Below are 24275 nucleotides of genomic sequence, written 5' to 3'. Positions count from 1 at the left end.
TTAGCTCAATGATACCGGCAATTTCCCCTTTGCTTCAAGTTGGCCTAAAAAATGTTCGGTTGCCACATCTTGAAACTCTTTAAAATTCTGATATGCAATTACCGTTGCGGTTGTTTTTTCGGTGTTTAAGTATTTCAATGTATACGGATTACCGAAATGATACAGAACAACTTTTTTAGAGGCGATCAGTTCGTTTATGAAATCGATTTCTTCATCAAAGAACCCGAATTTATTCGTCGGTTTTATTTGTGGGGGAGTCAAAAGCAAAAGAATTTCAGTTTCGTTCTTAACTTCCTTTTTCATCTCTACAATGTTCTCTAAGATATCTTGTTTAGATTGGTCCGTCCCAAATCTTTTAATAGTTAATGTGCAGAAATTCGATTCTTTAAAATTTGCAATATCCTCGCTAGAACCATGATGCAGTGTAAGTGATTGCTCAGCTATTTTTCTATTCAAAGATGATGGGTCGGTTACTTCTGATTCAGAATTACCTTCGATAATCGCTTTTTCCTTTAAATGCCAAATACGCTCTATGCTTTTATTTATTTGTTTTTCAGATGCATTTTGTAAGATGAATTGTATTCCTTCTTCAATATGTTCGGCAAAGCATAGTACGTCGTTACCGGCATTAAAGGCAAGCCATTCTAGTTCACCCTTTGTTGGATAATTTTTAGATACGGCATACATATTTAAAGCATCGGATATTACAACACCGTCAAAACCCATTTCATTGCGTAACACTCCTGTAATAATATCTTTATTTATGCTTGAAGGTAATTCTGGACTAGTGGTTAAAGCGGGGACGGATAAATGCCCTGCCATTACCGAATCTACACCTTCGTCTATCAAATTTTGAAAAGGATACAATTCATTTTCAATTAAATCTTTTTTCGATTTATCTATAACAGGCAAGCTCAAATGCGAATCTGTAGCGGTGTCCCCATGACCCGGAAAATGTTTTATGCTTGTAAGTATATTTTCGCTTTGTGTACCTTTTACAAAAGCTGTCGCCATGGTAACTACGTTGTGCTTGTTGTCACCAAAAGAACGATAACCAATTACGGGATTATTCGGATTAACGTTGACATCAACTACGGGAGAAAGATTCCAATGAATACCCGCAGCTTTGCAATCTTTGGCAATCTGCTTACCAACTTCAAATACCAAATCTTTATTTTCTGTATTTGCGCCTAAGGTTATGGCATATGGATATTGAGGCGTATTTTCTATTCTCATTGCCAATCCCCATTCGGCATCAATAGAAATTAATAGCGGGTATGTTGCCGCTTTTTGATATCTCTTGATGAGGTTTCTTAAGGTGTCAAAGCTATTTTTATTGACAACTATTTTTTTCTTGCCTTCAAAATTGGTAGCCGCACTTGCCCTGGAGTGAAAAAAGCATAGACTGCCAATATGATGCTCAGAAATCAGTTTTTCTAATTTCTGAATTTCTTCTTCTGTATCATTAATAAAAGCTGCAGGCATAAAAAGCTGTCCCACTTTTTCAATCAAAGAGAGTTTTTCTATAGCTTCTTTTGTAGGTATCATATTATTCATTGGGAAGTGTTGTTTTTTTGCCGAAATCTGCCGGATAAGAAATGAATTTTAAAAGGAATAATGCTGGCAAAGCGGCAATTACGACCCAAACAAAGAAGCCATCATAGCCCAGCCATTGTTGAATATAGCCGCTTACCATACCTGGTAGCATCATACCTAGCGCCATGAAACCTGTGGCAATGGCATAATGAGATGTTTTAGACTTGCCATCTGCAATGTAAATGAGGTACATTAAAAAGGCGGCAAAACCGAATCCGTAACCGAACTTTTCAAAAATTACGGTCGCCGTTACGGCATAAATATTTGTTGTATTTGTGATTGCCAAAACAGCATACAAAATGTTTGGGAGGTTTAATGAAAGCACCATTGGTAGCATCCACTTTTTTAATCCGTCCCTTGAAATTAAAATACCTCCTAAAATACCTCCAATAGAAAGAAAAATAACTCCTGCTGTGCCAAAAATGGTTCCTAGCTGTTCTGTAGAATAACCTAACCCTCCTTTATCAGGGGAATCCAGTAAAAAAGGAGATGTCATTTTTACCAATTGCGATTCTCCCAAACGATAGGTTAGAATAAAGGCTAGAGCAATGCCTATACCTGGTTTTTTAAAGAATGAAGCAAATACTTCTAAGAAACCTGCAGGTTTTTCTTTTTCTTGGTTGCTTTCAGATTCATATTTTGGAGTGACGAAAAAGTTCGCAACGGTCATAATGAGCATTAAAAAAGCTGCTGCCGACATGGTTACGCTCCAAGCTTTAGTATTGTCTCCATATTTATTTTCTAAAAACCCTGCTAATACAACTATCAGTCCTTCTCCTGTTACCATGGCAAGACGATAGAAGGTACTTCTCATTCCAACAAAGAAAGATTGTTTCTTTTCGGTAAGACCTAACATGTAATATCCATCTGAAGCAATATCATTTGTTGCAGAAGCAAAAGCTGCCATCCAAAAACAGGCTAATGATGAAACGAAGAACATTTTGGTGGGTAGAGTGAGTCCAACACCTAACAAGGCAATGGCAATTAAGAGCTGCATGCTCAAAAACCATTTACGCTTGGTACTTTTTAAATCAACGAACGGACTCCATAATGGTTTTAATACCCAAGGTAAATAGAGGATACTGGTATATAGTCCAATATCTTCATTACTTACACCTAGTTTCTTGTACATGATTACAGATACGGTAACTACCAATACATAAGGTAAGCCCTGCGTGAAATATAACACGGGTACCCATGCCCAAGCTCCTTTGTCTTTTTGTACCATATTACTTATTAACTTGTTTTAAATTGAAAATTATAGGTGTAGTTTCTTTACCATATACGTCTATAAAACTAATGGCATTATATTTTTTTCTTAGTTGGTTAATAGGAATACGTACAACATTGGAGGTGTTATCAACATATATTTTAGATCGTAATTTCTTGATGTCATATGTTTTTTTGACCCGTATACCAGAAGTGTAAAACAAAGCAAACCGTATTTCCCTTAAATCATTGAATTCAAGAACAAGCTCTGAATCTGTTTTAGAAGTAGTTATTAACTTAGGTTTTTTTGCAGAATGCTTCTTTGATAAGGTGGAAACCGGATTTAATGCTGGTTTTTTGTAATATTTATTATGCATATACTCAACTACATCATCATTATCATTCATTAGGGATTTGGCGCTGAACATAATATTACCCTCTATTTGAGGTGTTTCACGGGCAAGCTCAATCTGATTTGGAATTTCCTCAATATCATCCCATGCTTTATCGCTGTTGTTTCTAATCTTATATGGACCATTGCCTATATAGAGGTTAGTATCGTAGTTGTTTTTTGACCACCAATCTAAAATTTTTCTGTGAGATGCTACGGGTAAATCCATACTCCAATAAACTTGTGGTGCTAGATAGTCTATCCAACCTTTTTCCATCCAAAGTAAAGGGTCCGCGTATAAATCTTCGTAGGTGGTTTGCCCTGCTTTAGTGTCAGAACCTTTTGGGTCTGTGGAATTGTTTTTCCAAACACCGAACGGACTAATACCAAACTGCACCCATGGTTTTATGGATTTAATGGTTTCGTGAGATTGCCTTACTAATGAATCAATATTACTGCGTCGCCAATCATCAATTTTTTGATTCTTCTGTGCATAAGTTTTGAACGCCAATGAATCATTAAAAACGGCATCTTTAATGGTATAAGGATAAAAATAATCATCAAAATGTATGGCATCTACATCGTAATTGGAGACTAACTCCGCAATGATGTTAGAAAAACGTTCGCGTACTTCTGGCAATCCAGGATTGTAGTAGTTCTTTTTACCGTAATGTACCATCCACTCAGGGTTTGTGCAATAGTCATGCGTTTCTGATAGTACTTCAAAATTCTCATCGAAAGTTGCTCTATATGGGTTTAGCCATGCGTGGAATTCCATACCACGTTGGTGAGCTTCATTGATCATCCACTCAAGAACATCTGTATTCCATTTTGGAGCTTTACCTTCTTCACCGGATAAAAACCGGGAATAGGGTGCGTAATCAGATTTATAAAAAGCATCACCAGCAGCGCGTACTTGTACAATTACGGCATTGTAATTTTCCTTTTCGTAAAAATCTAAAATTTTAAGGTAGTCCGCTTTTTGTTTTTCTGCGGTGTCATTGCCATTTTTTGGCCAATCTATATTGACCACGGTAGCGATCCAAACCCCTCTGAATTCCCTCTTCGGATATTTTTCATAAGAATTAAAAATTCCACACGAATGAAGCAGCAATAAAAGTACGAGTAGCGTTAGTTGTTTCGTCATAAATGTAAAAAAGACCCATTTTAAAACTAAAAATAGGTCTTTTAATTCAAATTTAGTTGTTAGTTAAATTTATGTCTTACAAAGGCTTCCATAGCTGCGTATGAAGATAAGCCCATAGCTTTATATTTATTAGCGGTGTCGCGGTTTCTTTCTTCTGCACGCATCCAGAATTCTCTTGAGTCATCACCTTGAAACATTACTCCGTCTTTTTGAGACTGGTGGCAGAAAATAGCATACCTTTTTTTCAATACTTGCCCCGGGCTCATAGGTACGGCCATTTCAATTTCGTTGATATCCCACTCATGCCAAGCACCTCTGTATAACCATAACCAGCAATCTTTCATAAATGATTCTGATTTTAATTCTTCACAAGCTGCAAATACGGCATCTAAACAAACCTTATGCGTACCGTGTGGATCTGCTAAGTCACCAGCGGCATAAATTTGATGAGGTTTTATCTCCTTGATAATAGCTACTACTATATTAATGTCTTTTTCAGATAAGTTTTTCTTCTTTATGGTGCCTGTCTCGTAAAACGGCAAATCCAAGAAATGTACATTTTCATCTTGTAGCCCCATGTATCGGGTAGCGGCATAAGATTCACCTCTTCTAATTTTACCTTTTAGATTTCTAACTTCTGGCGCATCTATACGAGTTTCATTCTTATCTGCGATAGATTTTATAATAGTTTCTGCCTCTTCAGATGGATTAATCTGCATGGCAATCTCGGCATATTTTCTGGCATCGGCATCAGAAACCGCAATGTTGCCAGATGTTTGGTAAACGATATGAACATCATGTCCTTGCTCTACTAATCTATCAAAAGTTCCGCCCATAGAAATTACATCGTCATCTGGGTGTGGACTAAAAATAATGACACGCTTTTTTGCTGGTGTTGCACGTTCTGGTCTATGGGTGTCATCAGCATTTGGTTTACCACCTGGCCATCCGGTAATGGTATGCTGCAGCTTATTGAACATTTCAATATTCAGATCATATGAATCAGCCAAAGCTAATAGATCGGCCATGCCATTATCGTTATAATCTTTATCTGTTAAACTTAATATGGTCTTACCGGTATTTTCACAAAGCCAGACCAAAGCTTTAGCTTTTAATTCTTCCGTCCATTCGCATGCATCGACCAACCAAGGTGTTTTATTTCTTGTTAATTGGCTACCGGCACCGGTATCTAAAACAAAAGTACAATTGTCATGTTCTTGTAAATATGTTGCCGGTACATGAGATGAGATATCGCCTTCAATAGTTTTTTTAATGATACCCGCTTTGTTTTCACCCCAGCCTAATAAAACAATTCTCTTGGCTTTACGTACTGTTGCAATCCCCATGGTAATAGCTTTTCTAGGGACATTGGCTATTCCTAAAAAGGCAGGTGCGGCATCTACGCGCGTTATATGGTCTAGCGTAATAACTCTTGTTCCAGAATTAAAATGTGATCCTGGTTCGTTGAAACCAATATGCCCGGTTCTACCAATACCTAATAGTTGAAAATCTAAGCCACCATGCTCCTTTATTTTGCGATCATAGTCTAAACAATATGCAGTTGTTTCTTCATTACTAACCGTACCATCTGGAATATGAATATTCTTTTCTGGTATATCTACATGATTAAAAAGATGCTCGTGCATGAAGTAGAAATAACTTTGTATGTTATTAGGCTCCATCGGTAAATATTCATCTAAGTTGAAGGTCACAACATTTTTGAAACTCAAACCTTCTTCTTTGTGAATGCGAACCAATTCTTCATAAACCCTTACAGGCGAAGAACCTGTGGCCAAACCTAAAACACAGTTTCTTTTTTGCCCTTGTCTCTTTTTTATTAAAGCGGCGATTTCATGAGCCACTACTATTGAAGCTTCGTTGGAATCTTCGAAAATTACGTTGTGAATTTTTTCGAATCGTGTTTCTTCAAACTGGCCAATAGGCTTATGGGAGATGTCTATTTTAGAATTTTTAACTATTGTCTTCATGTGGTTGTGGTAGGGTTTTGGATTTTGACTCTTTGCAAATATATGCGTTATTTTGATTATTTGCAGTTTCGTGCAGTAAATTGTGCTGTATTTTGCTGTTAATTGATCGTTAAATTCTATTTACATTATATTAACGTCATAAAACTGCATGAGTTAAAAATTCCTATCTTTGTGTGATTCATAAGTAAAAAAGAGCTTTTAAATGCTAAAAGAAGAACGGCAACAGACTATTTTAACTGAGGTTGATTTACACAATAGAATTCTTATAACCGATATAGCAGAGGCTTTAGATGTTTCTATCGATACTATTAGAAGAGATGTAAAAGAGCTTGACGCTGAAAATAAACTACGTAAAGTACATGGTGGCGCAATATCTATGGGTTATATGACCAATAGTGCTAAGAATAACAACATATATAAGGTTGATGATAAAGTGACCATAGCAAAAAAAGCAGTGAACATGTTGCGTAACGGCGCGGTTATTTTTTTAGATGGTGGTACTACGTGTATGGAGTTGGCTAGAATTATACCTGAAAATTTAAACCTTACTTGTTTCACCATTAGTCTGCCGGTTGCTATGGAGCTTTCGCATAAAGCCAATATAAATGTTATTTCTATAGGAGGACAAATTTCTAAGGAAGCCCAGATTGCTATTGGTGCAAATGCCATTCACCATATTTCTGAAATTCGATTCGATTATAGTTTTATAGGTACCGGTTATGTTGATGCCACTTATGGGTTAACGGAATTTGATTGGGATATTGTTCAGATAAAAAAAGCGGTGATAAAAGCTTCTAAGAAAACCGTGCTTTTATCTATTTCTGAAAAACTAAATTCTCAGCACCGGTATAAGACTTGCGATATCAATTCTATCAATACTATGATTACCGAGTTAAAGCCGGATGACAATTTGCTAAAGGCTTTTAAAAATCACGATATAAAAATTTTATAATTAAATGGATTACAAAAAGATTACTGAGACTCCGTCCAATCACGACAACTTAGAGTTGATGGATACCACTACTATTCTTCAAAAAATGAATGAGGAGGATAAGAAAATAGCCGATGCGGTAGAAAAAACGATTCCGCAAGTAACAAAACTTGTAGATGCCTTAACGGAAAGATTTAATAAAGGAGGAAGACTTTTTTACATAGGCGCCGGTACCAGTGGTAGATTGGGAATTTTAGATGCTTCTGAAATTCCGCCAACTTTTGGTATGCCACATGAACGTGTTGTGGGTTTAATTGCCGGGGGAGATACGGCTATAAGAAAAGCTGTCGAAAATGCCGAAGATGCAACTAAACAGGCATGGTTAGATTTAAAGGTCCATGATATTAATGCTAATGATGTTGTTGTTGGTATTGCGGCATCAGGTAGTACGCCATATGTTATAGGGGGATTGGAGGATGCCAAGAAAAATGGAATTTTAACTGCAGCGATTACCAATAACCCTGGTGCACCAATTGCAAGAATTGCAGATATTCCTATTGAAATAAATGTAGGTCCAGAATTTCTTACCGGTAGTACAAGAATGAAAAGTGGAACTTCTCAAAAATTGGTTTTGAATATGATATCTACTGCGTTAATGATAAAAATTGGGAGAGTAAAAGGTAATAAGATGGTGAATATGCAATTAAGCAACGATAAGTTGGTTGATCGCGGTACGCGCTATATTATGGAAGGCTTAGATATTGAATACGCAGCTGCAGAAGCGTTGCTGAAAAAACATGGTTCCGTAAAGCTGGCTATAGATGCCGGTTGGGGATAAGTGAGGATCTAAAGTATATTATAAAAATAGCAAAAGGTCTGTAACGGTTAAATGAAGTTACAGACCTTTTTTTAATGTTTGGAGTTGTTGTCTATTTTTTCGGTATCAACTTATAAATACCTTTGCCTTCAACGGCTACATAAATATAACCATCAGGTCCTTCCTTTACGGCTCTTACTCTACCTAGTCCTTCCATTAACTTTTCTCTTGCAGTTACTTTGCTACCGTCTAAGACCAAACGTTCTAAATATTGAAAAGCTAAAGACCCTACTAAAAGACTTCCTTTCCAGTTTTTATACTTATCTGTTGTCACATACTCCATTCCGCTAGGTGCAATCGAGGGTACCCAATAATGTATAGGTTGCTCCATGCCTTTCATTTCTGTTTTATCGGTAATAGGTGTACCGCCATAATTGATGCCGTAAGTAACTAGTGGCCATCCATAATTAGCTCCTTTTTTAATAATATTAATTTCATCGCCACCTCTGGGTCCGTGTTCATTGTCCCATATTTCACCTGTGACGGGGTGCTTTATCAACCCCTGCGGATTTCGGTGTCCGTAACTGTAAATTGCAGTCTTGGCGCCTTTTTCATTTATAAATGGATTGTCTTTCGGTATACGTCCATCGTCATGTATACGATAAATTTTGCCACCATCTCTTTTTATGTTTTGTGGATTAATATCTCTTTCCCCTCGTTCACCAATTGAAAAGTATAGATATCCTTCGTTATCAAAAGCAATTCTAGATCCAAAATGTTGCCCTTTAGTAGTATTGGGTGTTGCCTTGTAAAGTACTTGTTTTTCTGTCAAAGAACTATTCTTCAATTTTGCTCTCATAATTGCCGTATGACCGCCTTTTTCATTCCCATCTGTTGATGCATATGTGAGGTATATCCACCCGTTTTCTGTGTACTTAGGATGAAGGGTTATATCCAACAATCCGCCTTGGCCTCTATTATATACCTCAGGAACATTGTCAATTATCGTTTTTTTTCCATCGTCGAAATGTATCAATTTTCCTTCTTTTTCAGTGATTAAAATACTTTTGTCAGGAAGGAAGGTGAAGCCCCATGGAATCTGTACCTCATCGACGAACAGCTTAGCAGTAAAAACAGACTCTTTTGGCGCAGTTGCCTTGTTATCAGTATTTTGTGCGCAAGAAAAATTTAGCGTTACAACGAATAAAAGGTTGAGAATGATACTATTTTTCATATACAGGCGTTAGAAATATATTAAAGAACACATGATTATTTAAAAGACAAAATATAAGCAAAAAATTACACCAAAGAACTAATTAGATCCCAAATCGACTTTGTTCTTAAAAACGAACCTTAACCTATGCTTCCAAAACAACAGCGGTATGCGCTGTATGTACTACTTCTGATTGTTCTTTCAGTAATTGGTACTACGGTCCTAGCCAACTCTAAAGTAACTACTTTATACGAAGAGGTGGCTCATGTAATCGAAAAGGCTGTTTCGGTTTCTACCAACAATCACACGACATTAGAAAATAAAGTTTCGACAAAGTCTAGCTTAGCGGCTCCGGCAATGTTTTCTACACCAATAGTAGGTGCGGACAATACGGTAACTTGTAATGATAATGGATTTACAATTGCCCGATTTAATTTATGTGGTGATTTTGATGATCGTATCATAAGTTTAACTGGTGGTCCTTATAGCTCAGTTTCATGGCAGGTATTGGGTGGTTCTTGTTCAGCAGATGTGAATGTAGAATGTCCTAATACTACAGATACTTGTTATACGGAAATTGGAACCGGACAAACTTTTAATCTTGATGCCAGTTCTGTATCTGCTACTTCAGGTGCTGAATATAGAGTTGAAATAGACAATCAACCATATTACTTTAAAGTAAAGAAAAGTACCATAACCCAAACCTTTGTAAAGCAAGATTATATATGTGGAGTAGATGGTAGAATACAGATTACCAATTTGTCTAGTGCTTATGAATTTAGTATTGATGGTGGTACTTCTTGGCAAGGAGCAATTTTTTCTAACCTAACTCCTGGTACATATAACATTTTAGCAAGATTAAGAAATACTGCTAATACTTGCGAATATCCTTATGAGCCTATTGTTATAGAGGAAAGAGAAATAGAAATCGCTACAACTTTTACAGATGCATTATGTAGTGGCGATACGGGTACAATTACCGTAACCGCATCTAATGTGCCTGGACCTTACAAATATACATTGCTGAATTCAAGTGGTGTTGCTCAAGAATTTACTGCATTTATTTCAACAAACCCCTACACTTTTGCGGCTGTAGGTTTTGGTACATATACAGTACAAGTTGAAACACAACAATGTACCGGTGATCCGTTGAACGGAATTGATCCTCCAAGGCAGAGTTTAGATGTTAATGGAGATCCAATGACAATTGGTGCAGGGGCTTCTGCTTTAGATGCATCAACTGAGGTGAACAGTAGTTTTGGCTGTTCTGATATTTCTAGTGTAGATATTACGTTAAATACGTCAGGTGGTTCTGCGCCTTATACATTTACTGTAAACGGCGGAGCTGTACAACCTTCTTTTGGAGATGCTGCTACAGATTCTGGTACTACAACATATACGGTTAGCACTGCAGGTACTTACGATTTTGTAATTACCGATAGTAATGGTTGTATTATAAACGCTTCTTCAGATGTTGAAGATTTATTGCCGCCAGATGTAACTGTTGCTGGTGTTGATGGTACGTGTAGTAACGGTGGTGCCAAATTGGAATTTACTATCAATAATGGTAGAGGTTACAATATTTCCTATAGAGAAAGTGCATCTGATGCATGGGTGAGCACTCCACAGATTTCAGTTGCGGCAGGTACGTATAATGATATTGAAGTAAGGTACCAGCAAGGTGCATTCGAATGTACTTTAGCCTTGCCGTCGGTAACGGTAGACACGGTTGGATCATTAACGGGATCTGCTACTAAAGTTGCCGATGTTACATGTTCTGGTACTGGAAACGTAGGCGGACAGATTGATTTTGTTGGTCCGTTTTCTGGTGGGTCAGGTAGTGGATATGTTTTTAGTATTGATGGGGTTAGTTTCTCAACAACGACTTCTTATACCGACTTAGCTGCGGGGACCTATACACCTATAATTAAAGACGCAGGTGGTTGTCGTTTAAACCTTACTTCGGTAGAAATTTTAGATGTTGATCCACCTACAGATTTAGATTTTGCCCAGAGCAATACTAGCTGTGCCGCGGGTACTACAGATGTGCAGTTGACACCAACAAGTAATGCTGCAACCAATAGATATGAAATAATTAGTCCGGCTTATGTTGATAACGGTACTAATGATACGTTCGTTGGGTTATTAACTTCTCAGGCATATATTTTTCAAATTACCGATGTAAATGGTTGTTCTTATACTGAAGGTTTTAGACCTGTTGAAATCAGTTCTATTCGAGTTCAAGTTAAATCGGGTGGAGACCTAAGAGTATGTAATGGAGCTACCGATGGTAGCGGAACTTTTATTGTTGACGGTTTCGCAAACAATTATACATACGATATTAACGGAGGCACCACTAGTGCTCCACAAAGTGACCGTGAAGTTGACTTGCCATTATCTGGAGCAGGTACATATACAATTACGGTTACCGACGCTGATACAGGATGTACAGATACTATTTCATTGGATATTAATGAAGCTCCAATATTGGATTTATCTACTTCTACGGTTACAGCTATGAGCTGTGCCAATGGAAATTTAGGAGCCGTTAGAGCAAATGCAACTGGTGGTTGGGGTACATACAGATATACTTTAACGCAACCTGTTGGTCCACAAATCGGTCCGAAATCCGGAAGAAATTTCGGTAATCTTTCTGCAACGGGAACATACACGTTAACTGTTGAAGATGCTGAAGGTTGTACAGATACTTTTTCATTCGATTTAAACCCTATTGATGCTCCAAGCATTTCTTTGGACGGACCATCATCTGATTTCTGTTTTGTAGCAGGTACTGGTGCTACGGTTGCAGTAACTTCTACTGCAGGTACTGCAGCTATTGGTTCACATCAATATAGAATTAATGGGGGTACGTTGCAACCAACTGCAATTTTTGGCGGACTTTCTCCTGGTAATTACACAATTGAAGTTGTTGATGGTAATGACTGTTCAGATAGTATTTCAGTGACAATTGCTCCACAATTGAGAGTAAATACAAGTATTACAGCGGAAATACCTTGTGGTGGAGCTGATGGTAGAATTGAAGTAAGTGTTAATGGAGGCTATACTTCTGGTGCTGGAGCAAAACAGTATGAGGTGAGTTCTGATGGTGGTGCTACTTTTGGAGCTGCTATGCCACTAACTACCGATACTTTTGATTATGATACAAATGTACCTGGCGATTATGTTTTCAGAATTACCGATAATAATACTACAAGTAGTGGTTGTGTAGCAGAGTCTGTTGCAATCACTTTAAACCCGCCTCAAAATATTGCTGCTGCATCTTATGTTGCTAGACCGGTTAGTTGTAGTTCAACAAATAATGGTTCGGTAACTATTATACCAGATGCTACAAGCGGTGTGCCACCTTACGAAGTTAATTTCAATGGAACAGGATGGGCATCGGAAACGGTATACTCTAACTTAACTGTAGGTACTTATTCTTACTTGGTTAGAGATGCTAGAGGTTGTGAAACCCCAGCTGATAAATTTGATATTGTGTTAGATACAACACCACCACCTGCAACTACGGTTTCTGAGGAACAAGCTGTTTGTGGAGGTAGTGGACCAGTTAGTGGTGGTATCAATATTGATGCTGTAACTGACGGTACGGCTAATTATACATTTGTAATTGAAGATAATACAGGGGTAGAAATTACAAGAATGGAAGATGTTGATCCTTCTGCCTTACCGGTACAAATTTTAGATCCACTTTTAGTAACGGGAGATTATACGGTTATTACAATTGATGCAAATGGCTGTACTGATATAGATACGGTTTCCATTACTTCTAACGAAGTGGTAATTGCACCAATACCGCCACCAGCACCAATTGATTGTGATGATACGTCATTTACTTATGCGGTAAGCGTAAGTGGAGGTTCTGGTTCATATGAAATTAGATTACTAAATCAACCTGGTTTTTACGCTTTAAATAATACACCGGCTTTAAATGACCATACGTTTAGCAATACTACTGATGGTATTCAGTATGGAGTAGCGTATACCGTAGTTGTATTAGATACCGGTACAGGTTGTACCTATGAGCAGGAAATTCCACCTGTAGATGCACCTTCAACTTTAGAGGTTACGGCAGTTTCAACACCTGGGGCTTGTGATACCAATAGAAATGGAGAAATAGCTTATGATATTATTGGTTATACCATTGGTGATAATTTAAGAATTACCTTAATAGATAATTCAGATGGCTCAAGTATAGTTCTTCAAAATTCTGTCAACACTACAGCATTGCCTTACACAGCTACATATGCAGAATTACCTGGCGATTATCAGATATTGGTTGAAAATTTAACCGATACATGTACCGATGCCGCTCCGGTTACCATACTTCAGAATTTACCTGATATTGATATTTTACAAGAGGTTCCTGCAAATTGTAATGCTTTTGGTCAAGTTACCGTACAGGGTAGAGGTGGTTCAGGTGGTCCGTATGAATTTGCCTTTATGGACAGTGGTCTGGCTCCTACGGGTTGGACAACGGATACAACGTTCTCGGCACCAGATGGAACTTATGATGTTTATGTGAGAGATGCAAGTGGTTGCACTTCTTTTGATATTGCTACCATTATTTCTTTAAATCCAGATTTACCGGTTCCAACATTTGCTGTGGTTAATCAATGTGATCCTACTTCAACTGCGTTTGATATTACGGTAAGAGTACCTAGTTCTATTAACACACCAAGATTTACTTTAGGTGGTGATGAGAGATTGCCAACTGTTGTCGGATCATTTTGGGAATATACTTATGTTGTTAGTAGCCCTGGTGATTATGTAGTAGATGTAGTAGATGCCAATGGTTGTACTAGTGAAGGTACTGCTACGGTTTATGACTTCTTATCTGCAACTGGTAGATTTTCAGCAGATAGTACGTGTAATGATGCCGATGGTCAAATTACAATTTCAACTACTGGTGGTAGTGGAGATTTTGAATTTGAGCTAACAGGTGTAGATTATAATTCTAGTGCAGTTGGTCCAATAACACAAAATAATGATCCAATTTTTACAGGATTAGCTCCTGGTACATATGAAGTTTTAATAACTGACAATATTGTAAATGATGGTGCTGGTTTTTGTGAAACTACGGTATCTAACATTATTTTAAATCAAGCAGCACAGCCAGCTATAGTTTCAGAAGATGCAATTGATATTAGCTGTAGAGATGAAAATGATGGGTCTATAGAGGTAGTAGTTGGTCCGGCAAATGCATTGGTTCCATTTACAAACCAAGATACGCCAATTACCTACATCTTAAATGATGTTACTTCAGGGACTACAGAAGTTACTAGGAATAATACGGGTGCATTTTCAGATTTACCAGCAGGTGATTATCAAGTACAGGTGTTAACGGCGCGTAACTGTGAGGTTCTATCTATGGTACACACAATCACAAATCCTGATGCATTTAGCATTACTGCTAGTGCTGCAGATTTTGCTTGTGAGCCAGGTGCAAATAGATATAGTTCAACCATTATTACAGTGACTGTTGACGATGCAGGTACTGTTGGTTCTGGATATCAATATAGTATCACCGGTTTTGAAAATTATCAGCCAGGGAATACTTTTGAAATTATTGATGATGGTTCTGCTCAAAATATTACTGTTTATGCTATTGATGGAAATGGTTGTCAGACTACATTTGACGTTCCTACTATCAATCCACCTACAGACGTCGTTCCAACAATTGTTGAGGTAGATATTTTAAATTGTAGAGATGATGAGCGTGTACGTATAGAGGTAGCAGGTACAACTGATTTTACGGTAAATACGGTTTCGGTTACTGCGGTTGCCCCTGTAACAAATACAGCTGGTAATAACTATGTTGATGTGTACTTGCCAGATATAGGTGATTACTTGTTCGAGGTTGTAGATAATACAGTTGGCTGTACCTACCCAATGCCAGTACATACGGTAAATACGCCGATAGCACCTACGGTATTAATTAGCGAGGCTAAACCGGTTAGTTGTGCGGTACCTGGTAACGATGGAGCTCTATTTATTACAGTGAGCGATTATGTTGGTGTATTTGACTACATCGTTTATGAGGCTACTGATGATGCAAGAACAACCCCTTTGGCTTCAGGAACTTTTGATACTAATAATTTCCCTGATGTAAACGGAGACGAAGCTAGAATAGATAACCTTATAGGTGGTAACTTAATTGTTGATGTTGTTTCTATTGATACGCCATTCTGTTCTGGAACAAGTAACGTTACCAACATTAGAACTCCAAACGGAGAACTTCAAGTTACTGCTGAGTCTATAGGCAATGTAAGTTGTACGAATGATACTGGTGAAATTATAGCTACCGGTACTGGTGGTTGGGATACAACTCCTTATGAATACAGGTTATTAATGAGCACTGACGGTGGTTCTAGTTATACTACTGAAATAGCAGCATTCTCAAACGATAATGAATTCACAGGATTGTCTTTTGGTTTCTATGAAGTAGAGGTGAGAGATGTTGAGGGTTGTACAAACACAGTGGAGATAGAACTAGAAGAAGTACCGCAAATAATTGCCGGTATAAGAGAGCCGCAAACTTTAGATTGCCCTAATGGTAACAATGCTGTTCTTGAAGCTTATGATATCACTTCTGGTGATGCTATTACTGCTACACCTGGTGCAAGCGGCGGTTTCCCTGGTGCTGGTTACAATTACACATTATTATATTTAAGTGGTGATGATAACACAGCTATTGTATCTGAAAGTGGATTGCAAAATACACCAACTTTCATTGGCGATAGTGGAGGTTATATTAGCGCTGGTTGGTATGCAATAGAAGTATCTTCTAGTTTTGGATGTTCGTTCGTAACAGATGCTTACTACGTTGATCCACCACCACCAATTCAACCTGTTTTGGTTCAAATTAGAGTGCCTGGTTGTGGAGGGGATGGTGAAATAAGATTGACGGTTGAGAACCCTGATCCTTTATTTACCTATGAATATTTAAGAGTTGAAAACGGAGTAACCATTGGTTCTTATGTGCCTATGACTGGTAATTCTATATCTGTAACAGGTGTGCAAGGTATAACATATCAATTCGATGTAAGAAAAGTTAATGCGGCAGGTACTTGTCCGGCAATTCGTTCTAATGGTATTACTATGACAGATGCCTCTGATCTTGAATTTTTACCAAATTCTCCAGTAGATCCTATTTCTTGTGCATCTGAATTAGATGGTAGAATAGAATCTTTTGCAAGTGGTGGTGTAGGTAATAATATGTTTACTTTATATATAGGGCAACCAACAGATGGTTTTAATATAGGAACTGCAACTATTTTTAGAGGTCCCCAATCAGAAGGTACTTTTGAAGGTCTTCCTGAAGGTACTGATTATTGGATTGGTGTTACAAGTGGATTAACTTGTGAGGCTGTAGATGGTCCGTTTGAAATAGTTAGACCTGATCCAATAATTTTTGATGCCGTTCCTACAGATGTTACTTGTAATGGAGAAGAAGACGGTACCATTACAGTTTCTGTAAGTGATGGTGGTGAAGGTTTGATTCAATTTGCTATTGCTCCTAACTTTAATGAATTCTTTAGTGATTCTGATAATCCAGGTACTTATACTTTTGATGAACTTGCGGCTGGTACTTATGAAATCTTAATTAAAGATGACAACGGTTGTTTTGAAAAAGATTTCATTACGGTGGAAGAGCCAGACCAATTAGAAGTAATCAATATTCAAACTACAGATGAATTATGTATTGGGGCTAATGATGGAACAGTAGTTTTTGATATCATAGGCGGTACTCCTTTTAACGATGTTTTAGTGAATCCTACTCCGTATTTTGAGTATAAAATTGAAATGGTCGATCCAGTTGATGAAACTGGTACAGCGGTATTTGCACCTTATAACGGAGAAATAATCGAAGATTTACAAGGTGGCGCTTCATATATTATTTACATACAAGATGCTAACTTGTGTGCAGCTTCAGAGTTGTTTACTGTTGATATTGGAGTAGATTTAACAGCAGAACCGCAAGTACAATATGGTTGCGAAGGTATTTTTCCAAATAGTACCACAACTATTCAGTTAGATAATACCAATTTGCTTTCAGAATTGATGTTTGCATTAGATCCAATAGATCCTACAGATGCAATTACCGCAAATGCAAATGATGAATATGTTTGGGGAGATTTACCGGCAGGTGACCACACTGTTTATATCTATCATGAAAACGGATGTACAAATTTTGTAGAGTTCAGTATAGATGCATATGAGCCGCTAAGTTTGGTAGTTGATAAAACAGGGCCAAATGAAGTTCAAGCTGCTGCAGAAGGTGGTTACGGAGAATATGAATTCTTCTTTAACGGACAATCTTACGGTGAGGAAACTACATTTACAACTAACGAAAGCGGAATAGTAAATGTTAGGGTTAGAGATGCAAGAGGTTGTGAGCTTGAATTAAGTGTACCGTTCGAGTTTACGGGTATGCTGGAATTCCCTAATTTCTTTACTCCTGATGGAGATAACCTTAATGATATTTGGTCACCAAAGAATAGAGATCTTTTTGACGGAGTTGAGGTTAGAATATATGACCGTTACGGTAGAGTAGTGGCTGTATTGGATGAGGTTAGCGGTTGGGACGGTACCTATGAAGGTAAAGAAGTGCCAACAGGAGATTACTGGTACGTAGTAAATGCCAATAGCGATGAGCTTAAGTATGTAGGTCACTTTACTTTATACAGATAAATTAAGATAGTAACATAAAAAAAAGAGGATGCATTTTGCATCCTCTTTTTTTATTTTATTAAGTTTTTTAAAACTTCATCGTCTAACTTTTTAAACCTTAATGAACCTAAAACTACAATAACTATAAAGGAACTTGTTTTTAGGGTACATTTGATGGATAATTTAGATTTTACAGATGAGGGCAATTATATATATTATTTTATTGGTTATTTTTCAAAGTTGCGCATCTCAAGCAAAGCCCATTCTAATAGATTCGGCAATGGAAACGAATGTAAAAGAAAATCTAGCCTATTATCTGTATTATCCAGACGATTATGAAGAAGAAATTGAAAAAGATTTTCCTATCCTTTTGTTTTTACATGGTGGTGGTGAATCGGGCGATAGTTTGGTTACCGTGAAGAGAAATGGCCCTCCAAAATTAATAGTTCAAGGTAAAAAGTTTCCTTTTTTAATACTGGCGCCTCAAAATCCGAATGCCAAAAAATGGTGGAATACTAGAGCGGTAAAACAATTGCTAGATTCAATTGTAGATAATAATAGAATAGATAAAAAGCGAATTTATTTAACGGGATTGAGTAGAGGAGGAGGGGCTGCTTGGGAATTGGCAGTGCAATACCCAGATACTTTTGCAGCTATGGCAGTAGTATGTGGCATGGCACCATTACCATATGCTTCATGGATTAATCGCGAAATGCCGATTTGGGTTTTTCACGGAGAAAAAGATAAATCCATTCCCTTTTCCGAATCTGAAAATATGGTCGCTAAATTAAAGGAAATGGGCTATGAGGTCATTTTCACGAGATACCCTAACGTAGGTCACAACGCATGGATAAAAGCGTATGAAACCGAAGCTTTGTATAATTGGTTTATAAATCAGGAGTTGAAATGACCAATTTCCCTTAGTTTTTCTGGAATACACGTAATGAATCTCTATTCTGAGTAACGATATAATAAGGCTTTTCTTTATTGTTACTTTTCACCTGTATAATACTTTTTGAATCTCCAGGCACAAGAAATCCGCTTTTAGATGTTTCAATAGATTTGAATTTGCCATTTCCGTCGTTTTGTAGTAATAAACCATTAAAGGCATCATTTCTTCCTATAAAAACTTCATTTCCAAAATTATTTCCAACTAATAAAAGATCTTGGTAACCATCATTGTTATAATCCAAAGATGTAATTCCGTTTATGGGAGCAACTTGAGCTTCTATAGGTAGTGGACTATATTTAAATGTACCATCACCATTATTTGCTATAATAATACTATTATCATAATTACCAATTAATTTAGTTGACCCTTCCAATTCTTCATCTGTAAATAGGGTAGCAATAGTTGCTTTGGAATATGCTTTAAATGTGTTGTACTTTGCTCTAAAAATTGGACTCTGTCCGTTTAAATCTCCCCAAAAATTTACAGGAAATGCCTTGTAGGTAGGATTGTCAAAGCTGTCTTTGAAATATGCGAACATTACAGGATCAATAGTGCCGTTGTTGTCAAAATCTTTTGCGACTACGGTTACTGGTCTTTCCGCCGAAGGTTGATAAAAATTATTCATACCTAAATTACCTACTACGAAATCTATATCGCCATCATTATCTATGTCGGTTTTTATGATACTTTCCCACCAACCAGAAAGATTTTCAATTCCTGTTTTATCTAATTTTTTAAAACTGGAACCGTTATTTTTAAATATTGAGATAGGCATAAATTCACCAACAACAATTAAATCATCATTTCCGTCTAAATCAATATCTGCCCAAACAGCATCTGTAACCATACCTATGTTACTTAAATCAGGAACCATACTATTGGTTACATCTTTTAAAATGCCATTTTGGTTTTTTAATAAGAAGCTTTTTTCCGTATTAGGGTATTTTGAATAAGGAGTTCTGCCGCCAATGAATAAATCGATAAACCCATCTTTGTCAAAGTCTGAGAAGCTAACAATAGAACCGCTTGCATTAATTGTAGGCATTTGATCAGTTGCAATATCAAAATTTCCTTGACCATCATTTATTAATAATCGATGATTGTAGTATATACTTTCTAGATTAAATTCATTGCTGCCGGAAACTAAATACATGTCTAAATCACCATCGTTTTCTAAATCGAATAAAGCTATACTTTCCTCTTCATATTGTTTGTTTTCTTCATCATCAAATAAACTTTGTTGCATGAACTTACCTTCTGCGTTTTGAAAAAATAGTTGAGGTGAATTGCCTGAAGAACTACCAATAATAAAATCTTCAATGCCATCACCATTCATATCTCCCACGGCTGTTACTGGACCATTTTGGGTTAATTTATGTGGTATTGTTCGTTGAATATTATAGTCTACAATATCTTTTTCTTCATGTAAATATGATAATCCTATATCACTTGAAACTTCTTTGAAAATCGTTTTTTCTTTTTTAGCAACTAATGGGAAACTTAATTTATTTGAGGCTATTGAAACTGCATCTTCATAATTTAGAATTATTCTTTGATTTGCTTTGATATTAGAAATTTTTTGAAACTTATTATCTGGCCATAGTATTTCAATGGATGTTATTTGTTTTTTGGAGCCGAGACCAAAATGCATGATGTCTTCAACGGTAGACATATAGCCTCTGTAGGTATGATGTTCCTTATATTGAAATGTATCATCATCAAATCTTAAAACAGTTTTCGCACCTGTTTTTTGCGATTTTAAAGGGGAATCTTTAAGGTCTATACTTAGGTAATTATGTTGACCATCTTTTAGGTCGGTTTTGTTTTGAAAAATCAACGCCTCATCGTTAATGTTATTTACGATATAATCTAAATCACCATCATTATCTAAATCAGCAAATGCAGCACCATTGGAAAATGATGCTACTCCAATACCCCAATCTTCACTAACATCTGTAAACTGATTGTTGGTGTTGTTTTTATATGCGTAATTAGGAATCTTTATTTTTGGGATGGAGTCTAAAATTTGAGCGGGACTTAAATATCTACTAACGTTAAATTTGAAATCGCCAAAATCTAAGTCTGTAATATCTCTTGGAAATCCATTTGTAATTAGTAAATCTTCATATCCATCATTGTCCATATCAGCAAATAGGGGAGACCAGCTCCAATCTGTTTTAGATACACCTGCCATTAATCCTATTTCGCTAAAAGGCACATCGTTCCCATTACCTTTTTGTAACATGTTTCTGGTATGTTGGTATTCATAGCCAAAACGGTCGTTTAAAATATATTCTGTGTATTTGTTTCCTGCTAATGTTGTTTTTAATCTTTTATTGGTTTCACCAAGCATATCTAAGGTGATAATATCCAAATAACCATCATTGTTATAATCGGAAATATCATTTCCCATAGAAAACTTACTTTGGTGTTTAATATTCTCTTTTATCTTATTAGTAAATGTTCCGTCTTGATTGTTAATGTAGAGAATATCATTTGACAGGTAATCATTACTAACATATATATCTGGCCAACCGTCATAATTTAGGTCGGCTATAGAGAGACCTAAACCATAACCTTCTATGGTTATACCTGCTTCTATCGTAACATCTGTAAATGTGCCGTCACCATTATTTTTATATAACTTATCATTACTCAGGGCTGAACCGTCTGTAATTTTTTTTCTAAAATTAGATGGTAAAATATGTACATCTACGTTGTTTAAAACATATAAATCTAAAAGACCATCTTTGTTATAGTCTATGAAAGATGCACCCATACTATTGCCAGATTCTTCAAGACCATATTCTTTGGCCATATTTTTAAAGGATGGTACACCATTGTTATCTAAACCTTGATGTATAAATAGTAAATTTTTCTTTTCCTCTTCACTGCTTAGCATTGCAGAACAGACGTAAATATCTAGAAATCCGTCATTGTTTATATCTGCCAAGGCAATTCCTGTATTCCATTTATTTAGAGCTTCTATTTTAGATTCTTTGGTGACATCTTTAAATTTAAAATTACCTTCATTTAAATATAGCTTGTTTGAAACTTGATTTCCGCTAAAAAATATATCCGGTTTTTGGTCATTGTTAAAATCTCCTATAGCTACGCCACCACCGTTGAAAATATATTCACTTGTTAAAATATTGAAACTATCTGTCTCAACTATTTTGTTATTGAAATCAATTCCTGAATCTGAACTTGGTACAATTTCAAATAATGAATCGCTCTGTTTTTTACAATGAGTGGCATTAAGTAGAAACAGTACTAAAGTTATAGCTAGAATTGTTCTTACAGCCTTATGCTTAAAAGTAGTTGTTAGTTTAGAAGTATACAAAGTGAGATGGAGTTAGTTGAATGTAAGAGTTGAAAAAAATGATAATTAATAGAAGATTGGATAACTAAATCCAATCATTTTATCAAGTACCAAAATAATATTTTTGAATAGAATATCATAGCCACAAGGGTATTTACTTATAGCTTTTATTGTAATGCTTGTTTGTACTTTAATCCGTTAATCAATATGGTAATTCAAACATATTCTAATGATAATAAATGGAGGGTGAATTTCTGTCAATAGCATCAAATAAAAAAGCAGGACATGTTAATGTCCTGCTTTAAATAATTTTAAATACTATTATTTAGTAACCAGGATTCTGCTCTAGAATACCACCACTTAAATCAATTGCCGATAAAGGAATTGGTAAAACTTCATTTTTAGCTTCAAAAGCATTAGCCTTTGTACCGAAGTTTGCAATAGTACGGCTTTCATTAGAAATATACTCATTGATTACTTCCACTCCGTTACCCCATCTGTATAGGTCGAATAAACGGTGACCTTCCATACCAAGTTCTAAACGACGTTCATGACGAACAGCTTTTCTTGCGAAAGCTTGATCGGCAAAACTTGTGTAAGGTTCAATTACATAGTTAGCAGCATCTGCATCACCTGCTTCATTTTGAACATATGTCATATTCTTAGCTCTGTTACGTACTAAGTTTACCCATGTTAAGGCTGATGCCAAATCATTGGTTTCAACAGCAGCTTCAGCACCCATTAAAAGAACATCAGCAAAACGTATAATATGATAATTTATACCTGAATGTTGTTGACCCCAAGCACCTGTACCTTGGTTGTCAGCATCACCACTTTGGTATACATTTTTGGCAGGTAAATAAGGACCTGAAATATCTGAGAAAGTTGCACGAATCCAAGAGTGACCAGGGAAAGTACCATAACGGTTATAATCAACACCTCTTCTACCAACGGTATAATCTAATCTTGGATCTAAAGGACCTGTGTGTGGTGTAAAAGCATCTTCATCTTCAATACCATAATCGTTTGCTACATCAGACTGATTGAAGGTATCCAAAAGAGGAAGACCAGTAGTTGCATCAGTTTGAAAAGCATTCACTAAATCTTGTGAAGGTTGGTAAAAACCACAGCAAGATCCAAACGGTCCTGGGTTAGGGAAATTTAATACCCCTCCAATATTACCATTAAATGACTGTCCATCATCAGCTGTAAATTGAATTGCAAAAACTGCTTCAGAACTATTCTCTCCTGTACTTTCAAAATTAGCTACAAACTCTGAGTTTAAGCTATACGGACCATTGTTTATCACATCTTCCAATAAATCAAAAGCAGCAGCCCATTCAGATTGTTGTAAATGAACTTTACCTAAATAAGCTTGAGCAGCCCATGAAGTTGGTCTACCTGACTGTTCTTGTGTTGCAGGTAAATTATCCATAGCAAATTGTAAGTCAGCTTCAATTTCATCCCAGATAGGACCAGGGTTAGGTTGATTGAATTCTGTATTTGCGTAATTCTCTTCAGAAATGTAAGGTACATTTCCATAAATTCTTTGCAATTCAAAATTAAAATGACCTCTTAAAAAACGAGCTTCTGCTAATTTTCCGGTTAAATCTGCATCTTCAATGGTTGCTATTAATGCAATTACAGCGTTAGCTCTATTTACACCGGCAAATATAGATGACCATTTACCTAAAACATAAGGGTTGCCCGTAGTCCAGTTGTAAACTTCCATTTCAAAAAGATCAGCTTGATCACCATCAGTACTACCTTTATGGGCGTCATCTGCTACAACGTCAAACCACCAGTTATCTCCACTTGCTGCAAATCCATTTCCAGCAAGGTTGTTTCGGATACCATCAAGTGTAGAATATGCTCCAATTAAAAGGAGTTCAACACCATCTTCATTTTGTACCGCAGCGTCACTAAGAGCACCAACTGCAGGTTGCTCTGTAAAATCATCACTACATGCGCTTATAACAGCGAATAGTGAGAATAAATAAATTAATTTCTTTTTCATT

Annotated in this window: 11 protein-coding genes; 4 read left to right on the top strand and 7 right to left on the bottom strand. The window is 36.5% G+C overall.

Going from position 1 to position 24275, the window contains the following annotated elements; all coding sequences use genetic code 11:
• The 4 genes from SJY30_RS07260 to nagB are packed head-to-tail and all read right to left on the bottom strand — an operon-like array spanning position 1 to position 6331.
• Positions 1–1557, bottom strand: coding sequence for a glycoside hydrolase family 3 protein (locus SJY30_RS07260; protein WP_396634905.1), 1557 nt, complete (start codon positions 1555–1557; stop codon positions 1–3).
• On the bottom strand, positions 1550–2824 hold the full coding sequence (locus SJY30_RS07255; protein WP_396634904.1) for an MFS transporter: 1275 nt from the start codon (positions 2822–2824) through the stop codon (positions 1550–1552). Before SJY30_RS07255 ends, SJY30_RS07260 begins: the two co-directional genes overlap by 8 nt.
• A gap of 1 nt (position 2825) precedes the next feature.
• Positions 2826–4343, bottom strand: coding sequence for a glycoside hydrolase family 10 protein (locus SJY30_RS07250; protein ID WP_396634903.1), 1518 nt, complete (start codon positions 4341–4343; stop codon positions 2826–2828).
• 59 nt (positions 4344–4402) lie between these two features.
• A complete protein-coding gene (gene nagB / locus SJY30_RS07245; protein ID WP_396634902.1) occupies positions 4403–6331 on the bottom strand; it encodes a glucosamine-6-phosphate deaminase in 1929 nt (642 codons plus the stop codon).
• A gap of 202 nt (positions 6332–6533) precedes the next feature.
• Between nagB and SJY30_RS07240 the strand changes: the two genes are divergently transcribed.
• Both SJY30_RS07240 and murQ read left to right on the top strand, forming a co-directional pair.
• Positions 6534–7283 carry a DeoR/GlpR family DNA-binding transcription regulator gene (locus SJY30_RS07240; protein WP_396634901.1) on the top strand — a complete coding sequence of 250 codons (750 nt, stop codon included), beginning with the start codon at positions 6534–6536 and terminating at the stop codon, positions 7281–7283.
• A gap of 4 nt (positions 7284–7287) precedes the next feature.
• Positions 7288–8100, top strand: a complete 813-nt coding sequence (gene murQ, locus SJY30_RS07235) for an N-acetylmuramic acid 6-phosphate etherase (protein WP_396634900.1) — start codon at positions 7288–7290, stop codon at positions 8098–8100.
• A gap of 91 nt (positions 8101–8191) precedes the next feature.
• Here murQ and SJY30_RS07230 read toward each other — a convergent pair whose 3' ends face one another.
• Complete coding sequence (locus tag SJY30_RS07230) at positions 8192–9313, bottom strand: PQQ-dependent sugar dehydrogenase (RefSeq protein ID WP_396634899.1); 1122 nt, start codon at positions 9311–9313, stop codon at positions 8192–8194.
• Positions 9314–9439: 126 nt separating this feature from the next.
• Between SJY30_RS07230 and SJY30_RS07225 the strand changes: the two genes are divergently transcribed.
• Together SJY30_RS07225 and SJY30_RS07220 are read left to right on the top strand one after the other, a co-directional pair.
• The gene (locus SJY30_RS07225) at positions 9440–18004 is read left to right on the top strand and encodes a T9SS type B sorting domain-containing protein (protein ID WP_396634898.1); all 8565 of its coding nucleotides are present in this window, start codon (positions 9440–9442) and stop codon (positions 18002–18004) included.
• 175 nt (positions 18005–18179) lie between these two features.
• Complete coding sequence (locus tag SJY30_RS07220; RefSeq protein WP_396634897.1) at positions 18180–18893, top strand: prolyl oligopeptidase family serine peptidase; 714 nt, start codon at positions 18180–18182, stop codon at positions 18891–18893.
• 10 nt (positions 18894–18903) lie between these two features.
• Here the strand turns inward: SJY30_RS07220 and SJY30_RS07215 are convergent, their stop codons facing one another.
• Positions 18904–22278: a VCBS repeat-containing protein gene (locus tag SJY30_RS07215; protein ID WP_396634896.1), complete on the bottom strand. Its 3375-nt coding sequence runs from the start codon at positions 22276–22278 to the stop codon at positions 18904–18906.
• 304 nt (positions 22279–22582) lie between these two features.
• Positions 22583–24274: a RagB/SusD family nutrient uptake outer membrane protein gene (locus SJY30_RS07210; RefSeq protein WP_396634895.1), complete on the bottom strand. Its 1692-nt coding sequence runs from the start codon at positions 24272–24274 to the stop codon at positions 22583–22585.
• Position 24275: the final 1 nt, after the last annotated feature.

This window comes from Maribacter sp. R86514 (assembly GCF_044597005.1).
In the GTDB taxonomy this organism is placed as follows: domain Bacteria; phylum Bacteroidota; class Bacteroidia; order Flavobacteriales; family Flavobacteriaceae; genus Maribacter.
The sequence above is the reverse complement of the archived record's forward strand: the minus strand, read 5'-3'. Positions and strand labels throughout refer to the sequence as shown.